At 39.4% G+C, this 21644-nt stretch carries 24 protein-coding genes and 2 pseudogenes; 1 reads left to right on the top strand and 25 read right to left on the bottom strand.

Going from position 1 to position 21644, the window contains the following annotated elements; genetic code table 11:
* Positions 1-3: 3 nt before the first annotated feature.
* The 11 genes from Q0191_RS01315 to Q0191_RS01265 form a co-directional block, all read right to left on the bottom strand.
* A complete protein-coding gene (locus Q0191_RS01315; protein WP_297663108.1) occupies positions 4-456 on the bottom strand; it encodes an Imm6 family immunity protein in 453 nt (150 codons plus the stop codon).
* A gap of 119 nt (positions 457-575) precedes the next feature.
* Complete coding sequence (locus Q0191_RS01310; protein WP_297663106.1) at positions 576-1055, bottom strand: hypothetical protein; 480 nt, start codon at positions 1053-1055, stop codon at positions 576-578.
* A complete protein-coding gene (locus Q0191_RS01305) occupies positions 1052-1531 on the bottom strand; it encodes a hypothetical protein (protein WP_297663104.1) in 480 nt (159 codons plus the stop codon). The genes Q0191_RS01310 and Q0191_RS01305 overlap by 4 nt, the downstream gene beginning before the upstream one ends.
* Positions 1528-1917, bottom strand: a complete 390-nt coding sequence (locus Q0191_RS01300) for a hypothetical protein (protein ID WP_297663102.1) — start codon at positions 1915-1917, stop codon at positions 1528-1530. Before Q0191_RS01300 ends, Q0191_RS01305 begins: the two co-directional genes overlap by 4 nt.
* 10 nt (positions 1918-1927) lie before the next feature.
* Positions 1928-2308 carry an immunity 22 family protein gene (locus Q0191_RS01295; protein ID WP_297663100.1) on the bottom strand — a complete coding sequence of 127 codons (381 nt, stop codon included), beginning with the start codon at positions 2306-2308 and terminating at the stop codon, positions 1928-1930.
* A 96-nt stretch (positions 2309-2404) separates the two neighbouring features.
* Positions 2405-2659 carry a hypothetical protein gene (locus Q0191_RS01290; protein WP_297663098.1) on the bottom strand — a complete coding sequence of 85 codons (255 nt, stop codon included), beginning with the start codon at positions 2657-2659 and terminating at the stop codon, positions 2405-2407.
* Between the two features lie 159 nt (positions 2660-2818).
* Positions 2819-3214: a hypothetical protein gene (locus tag Q0191_RS01285; RefSeq protein ID WP_297663096.1), complete on the bottom strand. Its 396-nt coding sequence runs from the start codon at positions 3212-3214 to the stop codon at positions 2819-2821.
* A gap of 129 nt (positions 3215-3343) precedes the next feature.
* Positions 3344-3655 carry a hypothetical protein gene (locus Q0191_RS01280; protein WP_015605063.1) on the bottom strand — a complete coding sequence of 104 codons (312 nt, stop codon included), beginning with the start codon at positions 3653-3655 and terminating at the stop codon, positions 3344-3346.
* A 12-nt stretch (positions 3656-3667) separates the two neighbouring features.
* Positions 3668-4060 (bottom strand): hypothetical protein, encoded by a 393-nt coding sequence (locus Q0191_RS01275; RefSeq protein ID WP_297663094.1) that lies wholly within the window; start codon positions 4058-4060, stop codon positions 3668-3670.
* A gap of 170 nt (positions 4061-4230) precedes the next feature.
* Positions 4231-4797 (bottom strand): SMI1/KNR4 family protein, encoded by a 567-nt coding sequence (locus Q0191_RS01270; RefSeq protein ID WP_297663092.1) that lies wholly within the window; start codon positions 4795-4797, stop codon positions 4231-4233.
* Positions 4798-4840: 43 nt separating this feature from the next.
* Positions 4841-5152 carry a hypothetical protein gene (locus Q0191_RS01265; protein ID WP_297663090.1) on the bottom strand — a complete coding sequence of 104 codons (312 nt, stop codon included), beginning with the start codon at positions 5150-5152 and terminating at the stop codon, positions 4841-4843.
* A gap of 180 nt (positions 5153-5332) precedes the next feature.
* Here Q0191_RS01265 and Q0191_RS01260 point away from each other — a divergent pair, with 180 nt between their 5' ends.
* On the top strand, positions 5333-5806 hold the full coding sequence (locus tag Q0191_RS01260; protein WP_297663088.1) for a hypothetical protein: 474 nt from the start codon (positions 5333-5335) through the stop codon (positions 5804-5806).
* Between the two features lie 47 nt (positions 5807-5853).
* Here Q0191_RS01260 and Q0191_RS01255 read toward each other — a convergent pair.
* The 14 genes and pseudogenes from Q0191_RS01255 to Q0191_RS01190 all read right to left on the bottom strand — a co-directional run.
* Positions 5854-6036, bottom strand: a pseudogene (locus tag Q0191_RS01255) (IS3 family transposase); the annotation flags it as partial.
* A gap of 133 nt (positions 6037-6169) precedes the next feature.
* The gene (locus Q0191_RS01250; protein WP_297663086.1) at positions 6170-6736 is read right to left on the bottom strand and encodes an SMI1/KNR4 family protein; all 567 of its coding nucleotides are present in this window, start codon (positions 6734-6736) and stop codon (positions 6170-6172) included.
* A 118-nt stretch (positions 6737-6854) separates the two neighbouring features.
* Entirely contained in the window at positions 6855-7310 is a 456-nt protein-coding gene (locus Q0191_RS01245; RefSeq protein ID WP_297663084.1) for an SMI1/KNR4 family protein, read from the bottom strand.
* A 173-nt stretch (positions 7311-7483) separates the two neighbouring features.
* Positions 7484-8050, bottom strand: a complete 567-nt coding sequence (locus Q0191_RS01240; RefSeq protein WP_297663082.1) for an SMI1/KNR4 family protein — start codon at positions 8048-8050, stop codon at positions 7484-7486.
* A 116-nt stretch (positions 8051-8166) separates the two neighbouring features.
* Positions 8167-9999, bottom strand: coding sequence for an excinuclease ABC subunit UvrC (gene uvrC, locus Q0191_RS01235; protein ID WP_297663080.1), 1833 nt, complete (start codon positions 9997-9999; stop codon positions 8167-8169).
* Between the two features lie 122 nt (positions 10000-10121).
* On the bottom strand, positions 10122-11216 hold the full coding sequence (gene hemH, locus Q0191_RS01230) for a ferrochelatase (protein ID WP_297663077.1): 1095 nt from the start codon (positions 11214-11216) through the stop codon (positions 10122-10124).
* Positions 11217-11410: 194 nt separating this feature from the next.
* Positions 11411-13855: a CAP domain-containing protein gene (locus Q0191_RS01225; RefSeq protein ID WP_297663075.1), complete on the bottom strand. Its 2445-nt coding sequence runs from the start codon at positions 13853-13855 to the stop codon at positions 11411-11413.
* A 230-nt stretch (positions 13856-14085) separates the two neighbouring features.
* Positions 14086-17382, bottom strand: a complete 3297-nt coding sequence (locus Q0191_RS01220) for a pneumococcal-type histidine triad protein (protein WP_297663073.1) — start codon at positions 17380-17382, stop codon at positions 14086-14088.
* A gap of 8 nt (positions 17383-17390) precedes the next feature.
* On the bottom strand, positions 17391-18323 hold the full coding sequence (locus Q0191_RS01215; RefSeq protein ID WP_297663071.1) for a metal ABC transporter solute-binding protein, Zn/Mn family: 933 nt from the start codon (positions 18321-18323) through the stop codon (positions 17391-17393).
* A gap of 258 nt (positions 18324-18581) precedes the next feature.
* Positions 18582-19313: a tRNA (guanosine(37)-N1)-methyltransferase TrmD gene (gene trmD, locus Q0191_RS01210; RefSeq protein WP_297663150.1), complete on the bottom strand. Its 732-nt coding sequence runs from the start codon at positions 19311-19313 to the stop codon at positions 18582-18584.
* Positions 19303-19821 (bottom strand): ribosome maturation factor RimM, encoded by a 519-nt coding sequence (gene rimM, locus Q0191_RS01205; protein ID WP_297663069.1) that lies wholly within the window; start codon positions 19819-19821, stop codon positions 19303-19305. The genes trmD and rimM overlap by 11 nt, the downstream gene beginning before the upstream one ends.
* Before the next feature lie 94 nt (positions 19822-19915).
* Positions 19916-20278 (bottom strand): TIGR02328 family protein, encoded by a 363-nt coding sequence (locus Q0191_RS01200; RefSeq protein WP_297663067.1) that lies wholly within the window; start codon positions 20276-20278, stop codon positions 19916-19918.
* A gap of 75 nt (positions 20279-20353) precedes the next feature.
* Positions 20354-20908: a GNAT family N-acetyltransferase gene (locus tag Q0191_RS01195; protein ID WP_297663065.1), complete on the bottom strand. Its 555-nt coding sequence runs from the start codon at positions 20906-20908 to the stop codon at positions 20354-20356.
* A 320-nt stretch (positions 20909-21228) separates the two neighbouring features.
* Positions 21229-21644, bottom strand: a pseudogene (locus Q0191_RS01190) (TrkA family potassium uptake protein); the annotation flags it as partial.

Genomic DNA, 21644 nt, shown 5'->3' with positions numbered 1-21644 from the left:
CATTTACTCCTCAAACAAAAATTTTAAATAACTGCTAACAGACGGGGCTGCGACATATTCTTCCTCCTCAAGCAATTTCGTTCTCCTTGCAATGTCATTGTACCTTTTAACCAGTTGTTTATAATGAATAAAATAATCTTCGAGCGTATCTTCATCAACACACTCTATGGTTTGGGGCAAATACCGCTGTCCAACGGCTTTATATGACTGATAAACTACTAACGCAATGAAAGCATCGATACATCTCCACACAGCTGGATCAGTGCTTCTATCCAGCTCCGAATAGGTTAGGATGTCTTCCTCGTCTAAATTTTCCAATCTATCATACAGAAAGTCTGGGTCGGACTCACTAAGCCTATCAATAAATCGGCCTGCGATTTCTAACGTTTCATGCACATATTCCTTATAATCCGAGTTTCCTATATATGTTTCTAGCGGTTCTGTTAATTTCCGCATAAATTGCAAAAGATCGAGATTAAGAGTAAATTCTATTTTGATTCCTTTCTGAATCTAGGACGCTGAAAAAGCTATCACAGCTCTAGAAAGTTGATTTGCATTCAAGCTAGTATCTAATTTCATTCTTCATCTCCTGCAGCAGCTTTCAAAAATGCTTGTTTGAAAGCTTCATACATTTCAAAAGCGATTTTCATGACCTGTTCAAAATCATCATAACTGGAAATTACAGGCTTCAGTATAATATAATCTCTTGAGATTAGCCATTTTGCATAAGATGCAAAGGGGCTACCCATAATGGCTTTATCTCCCTCATAGATGACCCAAATCAATTCCAATCGACCGCGTTCAAAAGCAAAATGAAAGCCAAAGCGAAAATGTCCGATTTCCTCCAGATCAATATGGAAAAAACGTTCTCGTTTATCATACCGAACTTTGTAGCCTAATAATTCAACGATTTCCATCAAAAAATCACCATCAAAATAATCCAATTCTTGGCCTTTCGGAGTTCTTTTCTGACTATAATACGCGGATAATTTTTCATATCTTTCTACAAAGTTGATTTCTAGTAAAGCTTGTTTAATTCTAGTGTCTAGCTTCATTCTTCATCTCCTGCAGCAGCCTTCAAAAATGCTTGCTTGAAATCCTCATACATGTCAAAGGCAATTTTCATGACGTCTCGAAAATCAACGTAGTCGGAAATAATTGGCTGTTTGATAATATAATCACGCGCAATCATCAACCTTGGATATCTAGTCCAAGGAGAACCAAGGACAACTTTATCTCCTTCATAAACAACCCAAATCAATTCTAATCGACCATACTCAAGAGAAAAATGGAAACCAAATTGAAAATTTCCGATTTCCTCCAGATCGATATGGAAAAAACGTTCTCGTTTATCATATTGAGCTTTATAGCCTAATAATTCAACAATTTCCATCAGAAAATCGCCGTCAAAGTAATCCAATTCTTGGCCTTTTGGAGTTCTCTCCCTATTGTATTTTTTAGAAATATTTTCATATCGTTCTACGAAATTGATTCCTATTAAAGCTTTTTCAACTCTAGTATCTAGCGTCATTCTTCATCCCCTGCATCAACTATTTCTACATTTAAAATCCCATCATCCAGGTATTCTTCCTCAGATATTTCTCCACTTTCATACATAAAGTGTTTATTCATTGCTATTGAAAGGTGTTTTAGTTCAGAAAATACATCCTCCAGACCGTCCAGAGCTAGAAAGATATCTACAAATCCAGATGTATAAGAGGGATCTTGAGATGATGAAATTTCATTTCTCTTTGCTTCTAACAAGCTAAGCCCACTGTTTAATTGATTCAAACATCCATTTATAGCTTTTTCACAGTTTTTTAAATCATCTAGCCTGTCATCACTTAAAAGATTTCCATTGCAGTTCTGATTTAAGTTCTCACAAAAGTTTATATACCTCGTTACTAGCTCATTCATTATCCTACACCTATCTATAATTGACTGTCGCAATAAATTTGATATTGGGCTGCTCTTTGACTTGCCCACAATATTTATAATTGTAAAGTAAAATAATGGCATTACTTGCAGGTATCGCTAGGTCATCTTCAATCTTCTTTAAATTATCTATGACAACATCTGCATATGAGGCTCCGATTAAATGATCATATACATTTAAAAATCTTGAATCACAATATTCTTTTTCGATTAGGTATTCGTCAATATCATCGATATCAATTTGAAAAGCATCATAAAACTTGGAACTGACAATTTCTCCGTCATCATCATACCTTAAGTCGATATAGGTATCCAACTCTTCCCTACTTGCAAAATTTCCAACCCAAATTGATACTGTATTTTCAGTCTCCATATTCTCACCTCTATTTATACTGAAATCCTGAAAGTTGTGCTATTAAAAATTCTAGGTTCATTCTAAAAATGCTACTGATGCTAAAACTTATAGCTTTTATCCCTCACAATCGAACATGAGTTCATCTAGTTTTTCTCTATCAGCAGCAATATTTATATAGGTTTCAATGCTATTATTTAGAAATCCCATATCCACTTCAGCTTGTCCTTTATACAAGTTAATTTCTGCACCTAAATCTATGAGACTAGCGAGAAGTTCTTGCATAACTATTAACTGGTCTAGATCCAGATAATCACTTTCTAGCAAAGCCTCATTTTTTTCTATTTTTGTCTTGATTTCACCAATTGGCAAAGGGCTATGTCTCCTAATTATTTTACATGCCTGTAAGATATTATCTGACATTTTGATCTTTGCGTAGATTATTGACACCATTCGCTCCTTTATAAAGATCTTCCATAAAAACATTCCTTCACTCGGTCAACCTATCTTTCATTATTCTAACAACTTGATTTAGTCTGAGTCGTTATCTTCATCTAGATATTTAACATTTAGGATTCCATCATCTAGGAATTCTTCCTCGGATATTTCCCCACTTTCAAACATCAATTTCTTATTCAAGGCCACCAGCAAGTCATCTGCATCATCCAATAAAACCTCTAGTCGTCTCAGTCCCCAAAAAATTTCAAGAATCCCTTTTGTATAGGCGCTGTTTCTTGAAGATTCAATTGATTCAACCTGACTTTCCAAAATCTGAAGACCACCTCTTAACTGTTTGAAACTTGAATCCCAGTCATCACGAAGGTCCTCCAGAAAATCATCTAACTTCTCCTGATCAAGCAGTTTTCCATTAAATTTATCATTAAGTGTTGAGCATGCCTGATGCAAATTTTCTAATACTTCTTTCACTTTATACTTTCCTTATATATTTATCATCTACTTCTATCTTCAAAGGACACAATCTTGACTAAGAGGGGACAATTCCGCATTATTATTATGTTGGAAAGTCGGAACCATTACTTCGCATCATCGAACATATTAGAAATCGTCTTCCTCAATTTGATTTTTGGTATCTTCCTGCGACTCAATAACATGACTCAAAAATTGTATGGTTACCTCTTCATCATCAAGGAATAGTTGAAGCTCCCCACCCAATTCTCTTATCTCTTCTACTGTCTTTTTAAAGCTCTTTAGTCGCTCTAAATTCAGATATTCTGTTTCAAGCACAGCCATGTGATAAGTCATTTTTTCTTTGATTGCTCCGATTGGTTCATGACTAAAATCTCTAATTATTTTCAAAATTTTCGTATCGCTATTATTTGACTTTATTTTGGCACTAAATTTATGCATGCCTGCTCCTTTTTAAAATCTATCTATTCGCCGAGTAAACCTATTTTCTTGCTCTCTGCCAATCACATTTTCATCAACAATTTCGCCATTGATTTCTCTAATCTTCTTTGAAATGTGAATGTGAATCTCCCTTAAATCGGCTACATAATTTTCAATATTTAGCAATGAAGTATAGATATCATACATTCCATTGAGATAGGCTGGATTATCTGTATCATGTATTGATTCTAAGTCTAAATTTTTCATTGTAGCAATCCCTCTGGCAAGATTATCGAAGTCTTCTTGTAACTCTTCATGAATGTCATCATAAACATCCGATATCTTTTCTGGATTTATTAAATGCTCATTATAATGGGAATTTAATTTTGAATAAAGGGTTGTTAACTCTTGCAATAATTGTTTCATAAGTGTCCTTTGGTTCATTCTATTCAGGAAAGCATTTGACTTCAAAACAATATCTGCCTCTTGCAAAATAGGCAGGTTGTTAAAAATCAATGTTCAATAAAACTAGTATAGCAAAAACCTTCAGAAAAAAAATGTAGTAACATCAGGTTACCACATTTAACAAGAAAAGACTACAGCTTAACAATCACCTGCTCACGACCAGCATACTTATCAATTTCTTCTTGCCAGATTGCTTTCAATTCAGCGTCAACAATGACTGGACTATTTACCTCTTTCATTTTCTGAATTCTTTCGTCAATAGATTTAATCCTACACACTTTACTTTTTATAGTAGTCAGAAACTCTTTAAACGAAAGATGGAAGGGGATAATCTTTTGTATTTCATGATCAAAAAATGCTATGAGATTATAATTTTGTTTAGCAATTCCTAGAAGAATATAATTCCCGAAACTATCTTCTGCAATCGGTAGATAATCAACTTCAATATAATCTGATAGAAAATCATGATCAATTAAATACTGGAAATTGTATTCGTAATCAGCATTTTCAAAACCATAAAAGGCTCGAATATCCGCACTCTCTTTCTTTATTTTAAAGCTTGTCTGTAAGGCATTTCCACCATTATAGTTTATTAAAAAGGTTCTATATTCTTCCGGCAACAAAATGTCATGATTTTCTTCAAATTGAGCCACTGCCTCCGAAACACCTGTTTTATCAAATGGAAAAATTCTTAACATTTTTTCTCCTTTTTTGTTCTTGAATAGCCAGTATACTTGAATTTCAGCTTTTTCTATCTATTTCATCGGAAAGTTTAAGCAATATGTCACATAATTCCTCAAAATCTAAAGATATATTGTGTAGACCTACTATCATCTGTGAAATTGCTTCTCTGTCCAACTGATTGTCTTTTGTAAGGGACTGAACCAGCTTTTCATTTCCCTTCTTTATCCAACCTACATGATTTGGAATGTAGTCCCTTAAATAGTCTGTGAAGTCTTCTAGAGCTTCTTCTGAAAACGGCATCTCAGCTTGACTTGTTCGAATCAATGAAATACTTTCTACTATTTTATTTAACTCTTTCTCAATTGTCATTTTATTCCTCTTTCTTGCCAATTATTCCTCAGTTTAGAAAATCTTAATTGATTCATTTTAAAAATTTTTTTGAATTTATCTTGACAAACGCCTTTTGCTAGATTATACTAGAGATATCTAATGAGTTCTAGTATACACTAATTAATTCTAGAAAAATATTTTATAAAGGAGATAACTCTTATGGTTATTATAGACAATACATATGTTGTTGCTTTACCGCTTGTGGATGTTAATTTCCATTCTGCAAAAGATGTGTTGGATGCCCACGTAGAAAAAGCAAAAGAATCAGGTTCAGTCTACTTTAGTACAAGTAATAGACTTGATTCAAATAAAGTTAAACAAGTTACAAAAGTAATACTTGTAAATAAATCGTTTAGCTATATCGCTGATCTGGTAGGATATCAATATTTTGATGAAGAATCGGCCCCGATCGATGCAGCTGATTATGCCCCAGCTATTTTTGCGAAGGACCAAGATCTTCATTGGCTTCAATTATCGAATATCAGAGAGGTTAGCTTAGATGAATTGAATACTTTTGAAATGATAAACAAGAAAGCTCAATCAAAACACGGTGGCGTTGGGAACTATATCAAAAATACTGGTCGTCTTCAAGTATTCTACGCTAAGAAAAAAGCTAATAAGGTTTCAAATTAATAAAAAGTATCTCGTTTTGTACCGACCCCAAAAAGTTGGACAAATAATTATTGAAAGGATTTAGTTCTGTATTGCACCTGACTAAGTCCTTTTAGTTTGACCTTACTTCGTTTGTTGTTGTAGTAATCAATGTAGTTCACAATAGCTTGCTAAAGGTCTTCTAAAAGCCTAAAGTTCTTCTCATATCTGTAAAACATCTCAGACTTAAGAATACCAAATAAGGACTCCAGCTATGCTCATTATAAATGGCTTGTATTTCATAATTGATAGCTTGATCTTTATCCGTTTGATATAGCTGTTTTAAGTGGTAATAATAGGTTGAACGAGCAAGTTTAATATATTATCATGACAAATAAAACAATACTACAACTTAACAATCACTTGCTCACGACCAGCATATTTATCAATTTCTTCTTGCCAGATTTCCTTTAATCTAGGTGTAATTTCTTTTTTGCTGCCTACGGCTCTCATATCGGCGATTCTTTCTTCAATCGTGCGAATTTTTTTCTTTTTGCTTGTAAGTTTAGCCACCCAGTCCTCAAAATTGATTTCTAAAGGCTGCACAAGCTGACCTTCATGCTCAAAAAAAGCTAGCTGATTGAAATTTTTATCTGTAACACCAAGAAGAATAGAATTACCAAAACTATCCTTGGCTACGGGAATAAAGCCTCTTTCTAAAACTTCTTCTAAAAAACCATTATCAATCAAATATTGGAAATTATTGTATTGACTCGCTTTATTAAATCCATAAAAAGCTTGTATGTCTGAAGTTTTACGATTTATACTAAAACTAGTTTGCAAGCTATTCCCACCATTATATTTAATCAGAAATTCTTTATATTTTTCTGGAAACTTGATTGTAAACCTATCTTCAAAATCCGCTATAGCCTGATCTACACCTTCTGTATCGTAAGGAAAAATTCTTAACATTTATAACTCCAAATTTTGTACTATCTTGTGAAGTTTTAATTTAATCAATCCACTATTTTTTAAAATAATTACTGAATAAAAAGAGGGACTACACATTCTAATCCCTCCCATTTTAACATTAATTTTGGACTAATTCTAGAAATTCGGTAAAAGTGCGAGCCAGAAAATAGGCATTGTTTTCATCACTTGAGCCCTCTAGATTATATGTATCATCGTAGTAATAGATACCTTCATCCTCATCACCACTCAACCAGAAAACTAGAAAACCATGTTGCAAGGAATCACCTATAATGATTGAATTAGAAAAAAGATCATCCAAATATTCATCAGTCCAATCTTCTATATCAAAGTTTTTTACGCCAGTCTTAATCCCATATAAAACATCAACATTAATTTCCTCATTGATGTTCTGTATCTCAATAGAATTTTCAAACTCATAGGAAGGACAGTGTCCACCATTGTTTTCTTTCAAAAAATTTTTATAATCTTCTGGAAGAGTTAGCTTGTATTTCTCTTCCAAAGCTTTTATTTCTTGATCACTGGCATGACCTAGTGGTCGAATCATTAAGCTCATCAGACTCTCCTCTTCTTTTCAATATCGCAATCTTTGGTTTACGATTTTTGTTGAACATGCTCCCCTTTTGGTTAAAATGCTCGATACCTTTTAGACCATCTTGCCCATCTTTCGCAAAAGCAGAGGTAATTCAGAAAATCAAAGACCAATAAAGCTAGTAAAATAAAATTAGACTACAACTTAACAATCACTTGCTCACGACCAGCATATCTATCGATTTCTTCTTGCCATAAAGCTTTTAACTCATCATCAACTACAACAGGACTTCCAATTTCTTCTATTTCTTTCATTCGTTCCTCAATGGATGGAATATGAACAACAGGACTTTTTATCTTTTTTAGAAATTCTATAAAATCGATAGTAAATGGAATATACGTTTGCTTTTCATGATCATAAAATCCTATTTTATTATAAGTACTAGCGCCGACACCAATTAGGATACTGTTACCAAAACTATCTTTAGCTATGGGTAAATAATGATTGTCAATAAAATCTTCTAAAAAGCCTTTTTCGACTAGATAGTTAAAATTACTAAAATAGTTAGCTAATGAAAAACCATAAAAGGAGTGGATATCCGAACGAACTTTCTCTACTTTAAAGGTTGTATCAATCGTATCTCCGCCATTATACCTTAATAAAAATTCTTTATATTTTTCAGGCAATGAAATAGAATAATTTTTCTCCAACTGTTCTATTTCATCTAAGACACCATCGGTTTTATTTGGGAAAATTCTTAACATACCTACCTCTTTTCACTACTAGCACCAAAAATATCCTCTATCAATCTGTTCGAGCAATATCAATGAGTATTTGAAAGCTGTATCTGAACCTCTCTATAATCAGATAAATTTTTCTTTCAGTCTATATCTGCAATCGGCTCAGCCACTTCTAACAAGGGACGAGCTGGCTCTGTTTGATTGAGTTTTGCCTGCACAGCTTCTGCCACCGCTCGCGGTACGCCCACTTCAACGATTTCATCGACACTGGCTTCTTTAATCTTGGTCAGTGATTTGAAATGCTTCATGAGATTTTGCTTACGTTTTGGCCCCAAACCTTCGATACCATCGAGTTGCGATGAGAAGGAATTCTTAGATCGAAGCTGACGGTGGAAGGTAATGGCAAAGCGGTGCACTTCATCTTGGATGCGCTGGAGGAGGAAAAATTCCTGCGAATTACGAGATAATTCTACAACCTGCAGAGGGTCACCAAAGAGCAATTCATGGGTCTGGTGCTTGTCATTTTTTTGCAGTCCAGCGATGGGAATATCTAGCCCCAACTGGTTCTGTATAACTTCTTTAGCAATATTGACCTGACCTTGCCCACCGTCAATGACAATCAGATCTGGTGGCGTCAGACCGTCACGAATCACCCGACTGTAACGGCGCTTGATAACCTCTCGCATACTGGCGTAATCGTCCGGCCCTACCACGGTCTTGATCTTGTATTTGCGGTAATCTTTCTTGCTAGGCTTACCATTGACAAAGACCACCATAGCCGATACAGGACTGGTTCCCATGATGTTGGAGTTATCGAAAGACTCAATCCGAACTGGTGTCGGAATGTTAAGGAGCTTCCCTAGATTTTCGATAGCGCCCTGTGTCTTCTCAACGGATTTCTCCAAAAGGTCAAATTTCTGCTGGAGGCTGACCCGAGCATTCTTAATAGCCAGATTGACCAACTGTTTCTTTTCGCCACGCTGAGGCTTGACTACTTTGGTATCCACCATGGCCCGAACAGCTTCTTCATCAATGTCTGCTGGAATTAAGATTTCATTGGGCTTGAGGTGGGACTTTTCTTGGTAAAACTGGCCAATATAGGTCAGGAAATCTTCGTCGGGATCATTGTAATAAGGGAAAAGATTGACATCACGCTCGATTAGTTTTCCCTGACGGACAAAGAAGACTTGGACGCACATCCAGCCCTTGTCCACATAGTAACCAAAAACATCCCGATTCTGCAAATCTTTAGCCATGACCCGCTGCTTGGTACGCAAGGTTCCAATAGCCTGAATCAGGTCACGGTATTCGGCCGCCCGCTCAAACTCCATGGCTGCAGCTGTTTTATTCATCTTATCACGGAGCTCATCAATAATCTTATCGTCCTGTCCCTTGAGAAAATCCGACACTTCCTGAGCCATATTCTTGAAATACTGGCTATCCCGCTTGCAAATCGTATGGGCTTCGCATTGCCCCAAGTGATAATAAAAACAGACTTTTGCAGGTGGATTGGTGCATTTTTTGAACGTAAAAATTCGATCGAGCAGGCGCTTGATTTCATTGGCTGCACCGACATCTGGATAAGGTCCAAAATAAAGACCGCCATCTTTTTTGACTTGGCGCGTGATAATTAGACGCGGATAAATCTCGTTGGTAATCTTAATAAAAGGATAGGACTTATCGTCCTTGAGCATGATATTGTACTTGGGCTTATTTTCCTTGATTAGATTGATTTCTAGGAGCAAGGCCTCGATATTAGACTCGGTGACAATAAACTCAAAATCCTCAATCTCGGACACCAAGGCCTCCGTCTTGGTATCGTGGCTGCCACGAAAATAAGAGCGAACACGATTGCGCAGATTCTTGGCTTTGCCGACATAGATAATAGTACCGTTTTTGTCCTTGTGAATGTAACAGCCGGGACTGGTCGGCAACAGTTCCAGCTTGGATTGAATTAGCTTGTTTGTAGACATATTTCTCCAAAACCCTATCTTTTCAATAGAAATTTTTCATTTTCCTAGAACATGCACTTTCCTAACAATTCATGATCATTCCTCATTGCAAATGTTTCTTTCTAGGCTGGTAGATCTTAGACTTACTTTGATTCTTGCGCCCTTTTTTCTAACATTTTCTTTATGAAATAAGGCATTTTGACATTTTCTCTGCCCTTTTTCTCTATTAACTTTTTGACAAATTCAGGCATTTGAAGTTCTTCCGTTTCGCTTAAGATTTGATTACTTTCTTCTGAAGGGGCCAATTCGTCAAAGGTTGTTTCTTCTGGATGCATGTATCGAAGCTCTTCTGTTTCATGCTGACGAATAGTTGCTAATAATGCATCAATCAAACGGGAGTCTGTGTTAGGCATTGGTGGACGATGATAAGCCACACCGAGTTCTTGACACAATTCCTGACACTCCACGTCATTATCGAACAGTACCTCGATATGTTCGCTGATGAAACTAATTGGGACAAAGATATAATGTTGTGGATGAGTCGTCTGATCTCGGAGATATTCTAGGACATCTGGCTTGATCCACGGCAAGCCAATATCGCTTTCGCTCTGCCAGGTATTGGTATATTCAGATGGAGCCAAGCCCAGCCGATGTGCAATCAACTGTGAGTTCTCAATAATCTGATCAATATATGGATCTTCAAAATCAAGCGCCAAAACTGGTACACTATGAGCTGAAAAGATGACCTTAAAACTTTCATCTTTGACTTGCGTTTGCAAGATTTTCCTGATTTCTTCCTCCCAAAAGCGAAGCAAATCCTCAGCCTGATACCATTCTTTGATAATATGGAATTTAATTGTCTGGCTCGTAATAAATTTTTCATACCCCATGACAGAGTAAAAAGAATAATGCGGTTCTAAAATCAAGCAGATGCATTCCTCAATCCCGTCATCCTCCATCTGCTTAATAACATCTGAAATAAAGGGACGAGAAAATTTATTAGCAAAATAGACAGCATATTCCCCCTTTAAAGCTTCTTTCACCAGCTCAACTTCTGCCCGCGTGATGCGTTGCAGGGGGCTGCCACCAATACGCTGATAATTATCATGAAGGTGCTGAGTCTCCTGATCAGTAGGTCGCACGCCACGACGGATATTCGTAAAAAATTCTGCAATATCCTCAAACGTATAACCCTCTGGCGATCCAAAGGTCATCATTAGAATAGCTTTTTTAGTCATAAGTTCCTCTTTTTGTATAAAATCCTCTGCTATTATAACATGATATCCCCTGAAAAGCAGATAAAAGGAATGTTTTCTAGCTAAATTAAGAATTATTTGAGTCTCAAAAAATTTTCTTCTTAAATTTGTTTCAATCAAACTAATTCACCAATAAAAAATGAAGCGAGCTGTAACACTCACTTCACTCTTATATACTATAAAGTTTTTCTGCGGCGATGTTTCACTGCACCTGCGAGAAGAGCTGCACCGAGAGCCATTCCAAGGAAGGCTAATTGTTCCGCTTCCGTTCCTGTATTAGGAAGGACAACTGACTGGCTAGGCGAAGCTTTAGGGGCTGCTGGAGTCGGTGTAGCACTAGTATTATCAGTCTTTGGCTGAGCTTGAGCAGCTACATTAGCTGTCGGTTCAACCGATGCATCCTTCTCATCTTGAGAAGCTGGATTCGAAGTCAGAAGCATTTGACTCCCTGAACCTGCTGCAGCAAATCTAAGTCCACCATTTGCCCGATAAGTAGTTGTAGTGGCCGATGCTAGGGCTTGACGCTCTTCTTTTGGAAGAAGGTCTAACAAATAATTGTAATTTGCTAGCAACTCATTGTAGACTGTTTGCAAATCAACTAATTTTGCATTCTCAGTCTCAGTAACAACTTGTTTAGCCTTCAGATCAGCCTCTGCTGCAGCCAAGTCTTGCTTAGCTTTTTCCAATTGTTGTGGAGCTGTTTTGAGATCTGAAACTTTCTTCTGAGCCGCTGCTACACGATTTTGAGCAGCGACCAATTCAGCTTTAGCTGCTTCTAAGGCCTTATTCTTGTTTTCCTCAGCCGTCTTCAAAGCTGCGAGCTGATTCTTAGCCTCTACTAAGGTTGCCTGAGCTTTTTGCAATTTAGCTTGGTATGGAGAGAGGGCAGATGCGATTCTCGCTGTCGCTGATCTCAAAGCAGTCTTTTTATCTGACAAGTTTTGTTGAGTCAGGGCTAGACCTTTCTCAGCAGCTTCAAGATTCTGTTTGGCTTTTACAACAGCAGCCGCACGATTTTTCTGTGCTTTGTATGAATCTGTCAACTGATTATTTAAAAGATTCAGGCTAGACTCTTGGCTAACTTTCTGAGCTTGCAACTCTGCCAAACGATTCTTCAAGGCTGTCACATTAGCACTTGAAGCAGCCCCACGACTACCGCCACTGCGAAGAAGTTTCTCCATCGCTTCAACGGTTAGCAGTGTGCCATTATTAACTCTTTGATTAAAATTCCGAACATTATGGAATCCAACTTCTGAAGTTCCGTATGGAGTTCCAAACTGATTTGAATGAGTGTCATAGGCAGCAGAAATAGCATTGGCCTTATTATCCATCATTTGGACATAGTGACCGATTTGCGCAAAGACGTTAGGCCCCACCTTCATATAAATGGCATTGGCATCCAGTTGTCTTTCATCAGTTGGCAGGCCGTATTGAGCAGCAATCTTCTGATACAGGGCCTTTTCACTATGCCAGAAATTAACCGCACCTTGAGGATCGAAGCTAATAGCTACGTTTTCATTGCCAATCAGCTTGCCCATGTGCCAATTTTCCTTCTCAAAGTACAAAGTCTGAATTTGGCTGGCAACATTAGCGTATGGATCCACCAAAAGCTCTGGGAGGCCCGCATTACGACGGTAAGCATTGATAGCCTTAACCAATTCCAAGGCCTGCAAGTTATTTTCCAAGCTAGCTGGGCTAGATGGATCTGATCCGACCGTGATCTTGAATTCATTCTGACCACGTTTGTAAAGAGCTAAAGCATCAGCTGCAGCATTTCTTACGGCTTCGTTATTCGAATTATCTCGAAGATTTTCCAAGAATTGCGAATAGGTCGTAGTCCGTAAATCAACTGGCGCCGTACTTGCATTTTTCTGTTCATGCACCAACTCTGTATTTGTTGCAGCAATCAATTGCTTAGTCTGCTCTAACTTAGCCTGAGTTTGATTGATTCTGTTTTGGATTTCTGCCTGATTTTGTGGCGCAGCGTTTGCTTCTTGTTCTGCTTTTGCTAGTTCATTTTTAGCATGCTCCACAGCTGTCTGAGCTTGATTTTCTTGATTTTTAGCAGTTTCTACAGCTGCAGTTTCCGTATGAACTGGTTCTTTGGCTTTGTTTAACTCAGATTCTGCCACATCCACCAATGATTGTTGGCCAGCAATGGTATTTTCTTGGTCTTTAACTGCTTGACCTGCTTCCTGGACTGCAGTTCCTGCTTCTTTGACAGTTTCTGATTTTGCTGTAACTTCTTCTTCAGCTTTTTTAACACTGTTTTCTGCTTGAGAAATGTTTTCTTCAGTTGCTACCTTTTCATTCTCAGTAGCAGTAGTCACTTTCTCTTGAGCCTCTGAAACTGCAGCTTTGGCTCCTTCGAGGTCTGCTTCAGCTTTCTTAGTTTGCTCTTGTTGCTGATTTACATTTTTCTTGGCAGCATCTGCTTTTTCCTTCGCTTCTGCTACATCCGCTGTCGTAATTGGTTTCTCGGTAACTGCTGTTGCCTTTGGTTTTGTCGCTGTTGACTCAACGAGTTCATCTGCTTTGACCTGATGGCTGAGCGCACCAGAAATAATCGTTGTCGCTGCAATGCCAGTTGCCACAACGGATTTACCAATTTTCTTGTCCATAGACATCTCCTTCTAATAGCACATGTATCATTTCATATTTTAGTCCTACGCTATAATACTAACATAAAATGACTGGTTAAACCAGTCAAAACCATATCATTTAAATAGAAATTTTATTACAATTCTATGACAAAAATCGAACTCTTCATCCTAATAAAGTGGAAATAGAGCGGATTTAAAGCGTTTTCTAGCTTCTTCCGCTCCTTATTCCATTTATTTCGAAAAAATCTTTACTGCTTATTTGCTTCTGATGTCACTTGACTTTCAGCCTCTTTTTCTGAAGGAGCTGCTGAATTTGATTCTTCAACTTCAGGAGTAACTGGTGAGCTTGACTCTTCCACTGTTTCTTTAGGAGATTCGCTAGTTTTTTCTTCCTTAGTCTCCTCAGTCGGACTAGCCTCCGTCTCAGTTTTAGCCTCAGTCGGAGCTGGCTTGTTGGCTTGAAGTTGATTAAAGAACGCTTCTGCTTCGGTTAGCAGAGCTGCTTTGTCCTCATTAGGATCAGATAATTTATCCAATAGACCATCTACCCTAGCAAATTGCTCATCCGTCCCCTGTTGTTCCTCAAGCATCTTGTGGGCGGACATCAGCAAATTGTAAATTTTAAGATAGGTCTCTTTATCCTTGAGCGCTGCAGATGCTTGCTGTTCTTTTAAGGTTTCAACGATTTGAGCCAAGAACGTTTTCGTTTCTGCTAAGATGGTTTCTTTATCTTTGCGAGATTCTTGCAAATCAGTTCGAAGTGCTGCGAGTTGCTTTTGATAATTTTCTTGCAGAGTCGAATCCGTTACTTTTTCCAAAAGTTCTTGGCCTTTTTGGAAGAGAGCTTGGAGAGTTTCCTCTGAGACTTCCTCCGTAGGCTGCGGTGCAAATTCTCCATACAATTCTTTCAAGAAACCATAGATAGCCGTCTTATAACTGTGGTCGTCCAGTTTTTCGGTATCCAGAACCGTTTTATCCTTGGCTGAAGCTGCCTCGCCACTTGCCAGAGCCTTATCAACTTCGAGCTTGGTTTGATAGAGTTCCAAGAAAAGAGCTTTCAGATCGACCGCTTCGATAAAGGCCTGAGATTTATAAAGCTTGAGCGTCAAATCAGCAACTTTCTTCCGAAGTTCTGGCTGCAAACGAGCATCATCAACCGCAAGATAGAAAGCTTTGAGATACTCAACGGAGGTCACTCCTGTCCGATCTTGATAATCTTGCAGACTTGCCAATAGTTGCTCAATCTCAGCCATCTTAGCTTCATTTTTTTCTACCTTAGCTGTCTGCAATTCACCGAGCAAGCTGGTTTTATTCACATTGTAGCTGTCCGTTTCCAAACGTTTGATCTTATCTACCAATTCTTGATATTTTTTATCAACTTCGGTCAGCTCTTCCGTTTTCGCTTTTTCATCAACATGAATGTGGTGCTTATCAAATTGATCTAGGCTTGCCAAATATCCCTCTGTGGAGTTGCTTGGCAATTGCTTCATGGTTTCTACAAAATTACCGAGAGCTAGCTCGATTCGACGTTGGATCAGCAAGTCTTTAGCATAAATGGTTCGGCTAGCTGCCAACAGGGCATCCACCTTTTCAAGAACTGCCTTTTCATCATAGGATCCTGCTTGATAAGCTGATTGCAAGGCTGGGATTTTGTTCTTCAAGCCTAGATTCAATCCTTTGGATTGGACACGGATGTAGTGGTTGTGATCGCCATGCGGAATGACAAACTGACCATTTTCAACCTGAATACTGTATGGAGACAGACCTGAACGCAGGGCTGTTGTATAAAGCTCGTTTAGGAAGTCCAGCTCTGGATTTCCAGTTTCTAAAGGAATCCGAACATGCTCTTTTCGAACAGCATATGGATGGATATGTGTCGGATCGTAGTCTTGATCCGGATTATTAAAGACAAAGAAGCCTTTTGAAATCTTAATTGCTTCACGCGGTACACCATAAGTCTTGGAAATATAAGCGATTTTCTCTTCGTCACTTGCGTCACGAGAAAAACGGTCATATTCTGTGCTGACTTGACTGGATTGGCTTGAATCTTTGTGCTTAGCCAGGTTTGCTTCTGCTGCTGCAATCTGATCTTTGGTCAAATCATTTTTGAAGAAATAATGTGCATGCCCGCCGTGTTGGACAACGTAACCTTCCTCATCTTTTGAGATGACATGCTCAGCGTGGAAACCATGATCGTGCTCATCTTTATCAGCTGGTTTGGCTGGCTGACTTGGATTTGCTGGTTGACTAGGCTGGCTTGGTGTACTTGCAGTAGCCTTAGGATAAGTCTTCTGACCAGCAACAGGAATGTTCCGAGCTATTTCTTCTTCTAGGGCAGACAGTTTGCTGTAAGGGATAAAGTGATAGTGATTTCCATGCGGAATGGCCACTCCTTCTGCGGTCCGTCTAACAATTTTACTTGGATCAAAGACAAGACCATCTTTTTCAACATAGCGTTTTTCTTTTGGAATACGATAGAGTTTCTCAAGTAAGGTTTGGTAACTTGATGGTGTATCTTCTGCTTTTTCAGCTGGTTTAGCTCCGTGCCCAGCATCTGATTGGGCAGGTTTGGACCCTTGAGCTGGCTTAGCAGTCTGTCCCTTGTCAGCTTGATGAGCTGGCTTAGTCGCAGTTCCTGTATGTTGATTTTCTGATGCTTTACCTGTAGGAGCAGAAGCCTCTCCTCCTGTATTAGGATTTTCAGCTGGAGTTGCTACTTGCTTGCCTCGCTGCAAGGAATCCCAGTAGGCTTGGGCAGCCGCTAACTCACCTGGCGACAGATCACTTTTTGGAATATAATGCATATGACCGCCATGTGGCACAAGGAAGCCATCTCCTGTATCCGAAATCACATCAGATGGACTGAAAACATAGCCGTCATCTGTTGTATAGGCGCCATTGCTCCGACTCGATGCAGTGCCTTCTGCTTGATAGGTCCTCTTTCCTGCAGCGTAGGCAGCACTTGGACGACTGAAATCTTGCGTTTTTCTGCTAACAGTTTGACTCGATTTAGCTTCTGATCCGCCCTCGCCTTCTTCCTTGCTAGGATGAATTTGTCTTTGCCGTGCAATTTCATCAACAGAACGAACATTGCTGGTTTCTTTGGCATTGGTCAGATAGAGGTAATATTTTCCTGCAACCTTGATAATATAACCATCTTTCACTTGGTTGACAATATCTGATTCTTGCAATTGATAATTTGGATCCCGCATAATCAACTCTTCACTTAGAATTGCATCAAAGGGAACCTTGCCGTTATAGTAATGATAGTGGTCACCATGTGAAGTCACATAGCCTTGGTCCGTAATCTTGACAACGATCTGCTCAGCAGTAATGCCTTCTTTGGCCTGAATCTGCTCAGGTGTCAATTTCTCGGCTTTTTGAGATTTATTGTCCTGCTTATTTGTAGATTTCTTTTCTACATAAGCGACACGATTTGTCGCTTGTTCTTGTGGCTTATCTGCTTGATACTGCATAATCGCATAACCGCACACACCTAGTGTAGCTAGTGCCGCAACTGAACTAATAATATATTTCTTTTTCATACATCACCTCATTGTTTTAATTCTTTCGCTAAAATTTCTAAATTATCTTCTAAATTTTCAAGATAAGTCTTATCATTTTCAGGATCTGCTTCGAGAGGATTTAGCATCTTTAGGTTGACTCCTGTTGCCTTCTTTAAGGTTTCGGCCAACTTAGAAGAAGCATTGCTCTCGACAAAAATCGTCTTGACTTTATAGGTCTTGATAAAGTCTTGTATCTCCGTCAACTGCCTTGGACTAGGCTCTTGATCTGGCGAAATCCCTGAAATCCCCAGTTGCTTGAGACCGAAACGCTTGGCTAGATAAGAGAAGGCCGTATGCTGGGTCACGAAAGTTTTTTCATCTAGCCTGCTAAAGACTCCTTTATATTTTTGGCTCAGGGCCTTTGCCTTCTCTGCAAATTTTTGAGCATTTTTCTGATAGGTATCCGCATTTTTACTATCTAGCTTGGACAATTCTTGGGCGATGAGTCGCGCTTCTTCTGCCACTTTTTCAGGATCCAGCCAAGTATGTGGATCATAGAGGGTCTTTTCATCAATCCCTTCCTCAGCAGAGACTTCTTCTAAGCCGGCCACCTTGTCCAACTGCATCCCGTTGCTGGCTTCTACGACCGCTACTTTAGACTTTTGCAAGCTAGGATCCAGACTACCGGCCCAAGACTCCAAAGTCCGCGAATGATACACAAAGACATCTGCTTCATAAATAGCCGCTACATCGCTGGCTGATGGCTCAAATTCATGAATCCCTGCACCCGACTGAATCATCCGGACATCGTTCAAATCTCCCGAGACTTCTTTGACCATCGAATAAATCGGGTAAAAACTCGTGACAATATTGAGCCCGCGTTTGCTGCCAGCACCACTTGCTTCCTTTTTACTACAAGCGGTAAGGCCAAGTCCCAGCAAGACTAGACTTAAAGCTATCAAAACTTTTTTGATTTTCATTTCAACTCCTTAACCAGTTTAGCAATCATTCAAAGAAATAACTATTTTCAAAACATTCTTTCCCAAGAATGCTTTCAAAAATAGCTTCTTTTGTTAACCGGTTTATTAACTAGTTAAGATAATACTCCTTTTTATTTTTTCTGTCAAGAAGGAAGTTTGAATTTTTTCAAAAATTTTCCAACTATTCATCCAAATAAAAAAGCCACAAACGTGGCTTTGAGAAATCGGTATCTAAATTTTACTATTTTATAGAAAGAACTAGTGCTCACTATCCCAACTATTGGCCCGAATTTCTTCCAACATTTTGGCTTCTTCAGCTGTACATTCATAGTTTTCCAGCAAGTCCGGACGACGCTCATAGGTTTTTTTCAGACTTTCATAAAGACGCCACTTGCGGATATTTTCGTGGTGGCCACTCATGAGAACTTCCGGAACAACCATGCCCCGATAGTCATAAGGACGAGTGTACTGAGGATACTCCAATAGTCCAGACGAAAAGCTGTCGTCCGTGTGACTGACTTCCTTGCCAATAACCTCTGGAATTAGGCGAACTGTCGCATCAATCATGGTCATAGCCGCCAATTCTCCTCCGGTCAGCACATAGTCACCCAGCGAAATCTCGTCCGTCACCAAGGTCTTGATCCGCTCATCATAGCCTTCATAATGACCACAAATGAAAATGAGTTCCTCTTCCTTGGCCAGCTCCTCAGCATAGGCTTGGTCAAAAGTCCGTCCGGCAGGATCCAGCAAAATCACGCGCGGTTGCTTCTTTTCAATAGCATCATAAGCATCAAAAATAGGCTGAGCCCGCAGCAGCATGCCCTGACCGCCACCATAAGGCTCGTCATCCACATGTCGAGATTTTTCCGCATGTTCTCGAAAATTATGGTAGTTGATTTCCAAGAGGCCTTTTTCTCTAGCCTTGCCCACAATCGAGTGCTCCAAGGGCGCAAACATCTCCGGAAAGAGGGTCAAAATATCAATCTTCATCATCCAGTCCTTCCGGTATCTCTACATCAACCCGACCTTTCTCAATGTCAATGCCTAGCACTACTGGCGGAATGTAGGGCAGCAGCAAATCGCGCTTGCCTTTACGCTTGACCACCCAGACATCATTGGCTCCTGGCTGGAGAATCTCCTTAATCGTACCTAGCAGAACATCATTTTCATAGACTTCAAGGCCGATAATCTCATGGTAGTAAAATTCGCCATCTTCTAAATCAGCCAAGTCTTCTTCGGCTACTTTCAGACTAAAGTCACGAAATTTCTCGATGTCATTGATATGATACATCCCCTTAAACTTGATAATATCAAAGTTCTTGACCTTGCGGTGGCTAGCAATCTCCACATCCATGACAAACTGGTCTTTCCTATCGAAAAGGGCCAGTTTATTACCTTTTTTAAAACGCTCTTCCGCAAAATCTGTCACTGATAAAACCCGCATCTCGCCTTGCAAACCTTGGGTATTGACGATTTTCCCAACATTAAAATAATTCATTTTTACTCCAGTTAATCTTTTTACTATTCGTTTTATTGTATCATTTTGCTGGCTTTTTCTCAAGATAGGCAGCTGGCTCAGACAGCGGAAAAGCTTATAAGTCAATGCCTTTTTCTTTGAGATTTTGCAGGCATTCCTCATAGTAAGCCGCATCATGCTCAGGGTAAATAGGGCTCGCCACAGCCATTTCTTCCAGATGCACATAGGCCGGACAAGTCTTGCCACGATAGTCCCGCTCCAGCCACTCTGGGGACACACGATAACCTCGCTTGCTCATCTCCTCCATAATCAGCTCATGGTAGCGGTAAAGTGAGTAAGGAGAGTGAGTAAAAACATAGTCAACGGTCGCATGTTTCTTGCCCCAGCCATTGCCACGAAGAGCGCAGCATTCCCGATGCTGGCCAAGCAGTTGCGGACGGGGAAGCTTAGGAATCAGTTCTTGATGCCAGAGTCTCATTCTAACCTCCATTTAGTAAAAGCAAAGCAATCTTTTATTGCTCCAAATCGCAATTGAGCTCCAGAGAACTTCCTTTTAATAATCGCTGAAACGTCTATGTTTGATTTCAAAATCAAAATAATTCTCCTCCTGAAGTCGGCGGAAAATGTCTCGGTAGGCTTCTTCGTCAAAAGAATCCCCTCGATAAAGGATTTCAAAGCTAAGTTCCTCATATTCCAGAAAGGCATTGGCTGAGCGGAAACCCTTGCTGTGATAGAAATCCCAGCGAGCCTGACGCTGCTCAAGATTGTCACAGGGCTCATCTAGACGCTCGATTTCTAAAATCATGGTTCGCTGATAGAAATTGACCAGCTTTTCAATGATTTCACCGCCATAGCCATGGCTGCGCAGGTGAGGCATAATCGCAAAGAAACTAACATAAAAGGCTTGCGCGTTGGAAATGGCGAAGGCAAAACCAACAAACTCCTTTTCATGATAAAAGGCGAAAAAATTAGCATCTTCCTGTTCCTCATATCGTAAAAATTCACTGAGCGGTATCCTTTCCTCTTCTGGGAAAGCTTCATTATTCAAGGCCTCTACCTTATCCAAATCTGGAAAATCTGCTGTAATGATCTGGCTGGTTAAGCTCATAAAATCACTCCTTTTCTAGTCATAGTATAACAAATTTTGCAAAAGGGTTCAAAAAAGAGGCTGGGACAAAAGTCCTAGCCTCTCAATTATCTTTGGATTGTCAAGCAAGACGCAGTAGTTGAGTGGGCTCTACTACGCTGATTTCATCAGCTTTTACAGCCCTACTCAACTGTGCGGAGGTGGGACGACGAAATCGAATTCTAACGAATTACCGATTTCTGTCCCACTCTCTATGTATCGATTTTCTTCATATAATAGAAAGGGGCCGAAAGCCTAGTTAGAATCGCTTGGACTCCCAGCAAAGAGGACTTATCCTAGCGCTACTTCACTATTTCACGTAAATTATCCAAATGCTGGTTATCAGTCACAGCTATAATGCTGACACCTGCTGGCCAAACAAAGTCTGGGGTAAATTGGCTTTCCAAAGGCTGATTTTTTGTCAGACGATAGCCGATAATATTAAGACGATAAAGCCTACGAGCGTCTACATCACGAACTGTTTTCCCGACCCAGCTAGCAGGCAGCTCAAACTCAGCCACGACGACATCGTCATCCAACTGGAAAACCTCAATCGAATGGTTAAAGAGAATTGTCTTAGCCAATGAAATACCAGCCTCCACTTCAGGCAGGATAACCAAATCAGCTCCCACCTTTTCCAGTACCTGCTGGGTTACTTCATCCTTGACCTTGGCAATGACATTTTTTACGCCCAATGCCTTGCAGTGCATGACCGCTA

The organism is uncultured Streptococcus sp., assembly GCF_938036805.1.
Classification (GTDB): domain Bacteria; phylum Bacillota; class Bacilli; order Lactobacillales; family Streptococcaceae; genus Streptococcus.
This window is presented reverse-complemented; position numbering and strand designations above follow the sequence as displayed.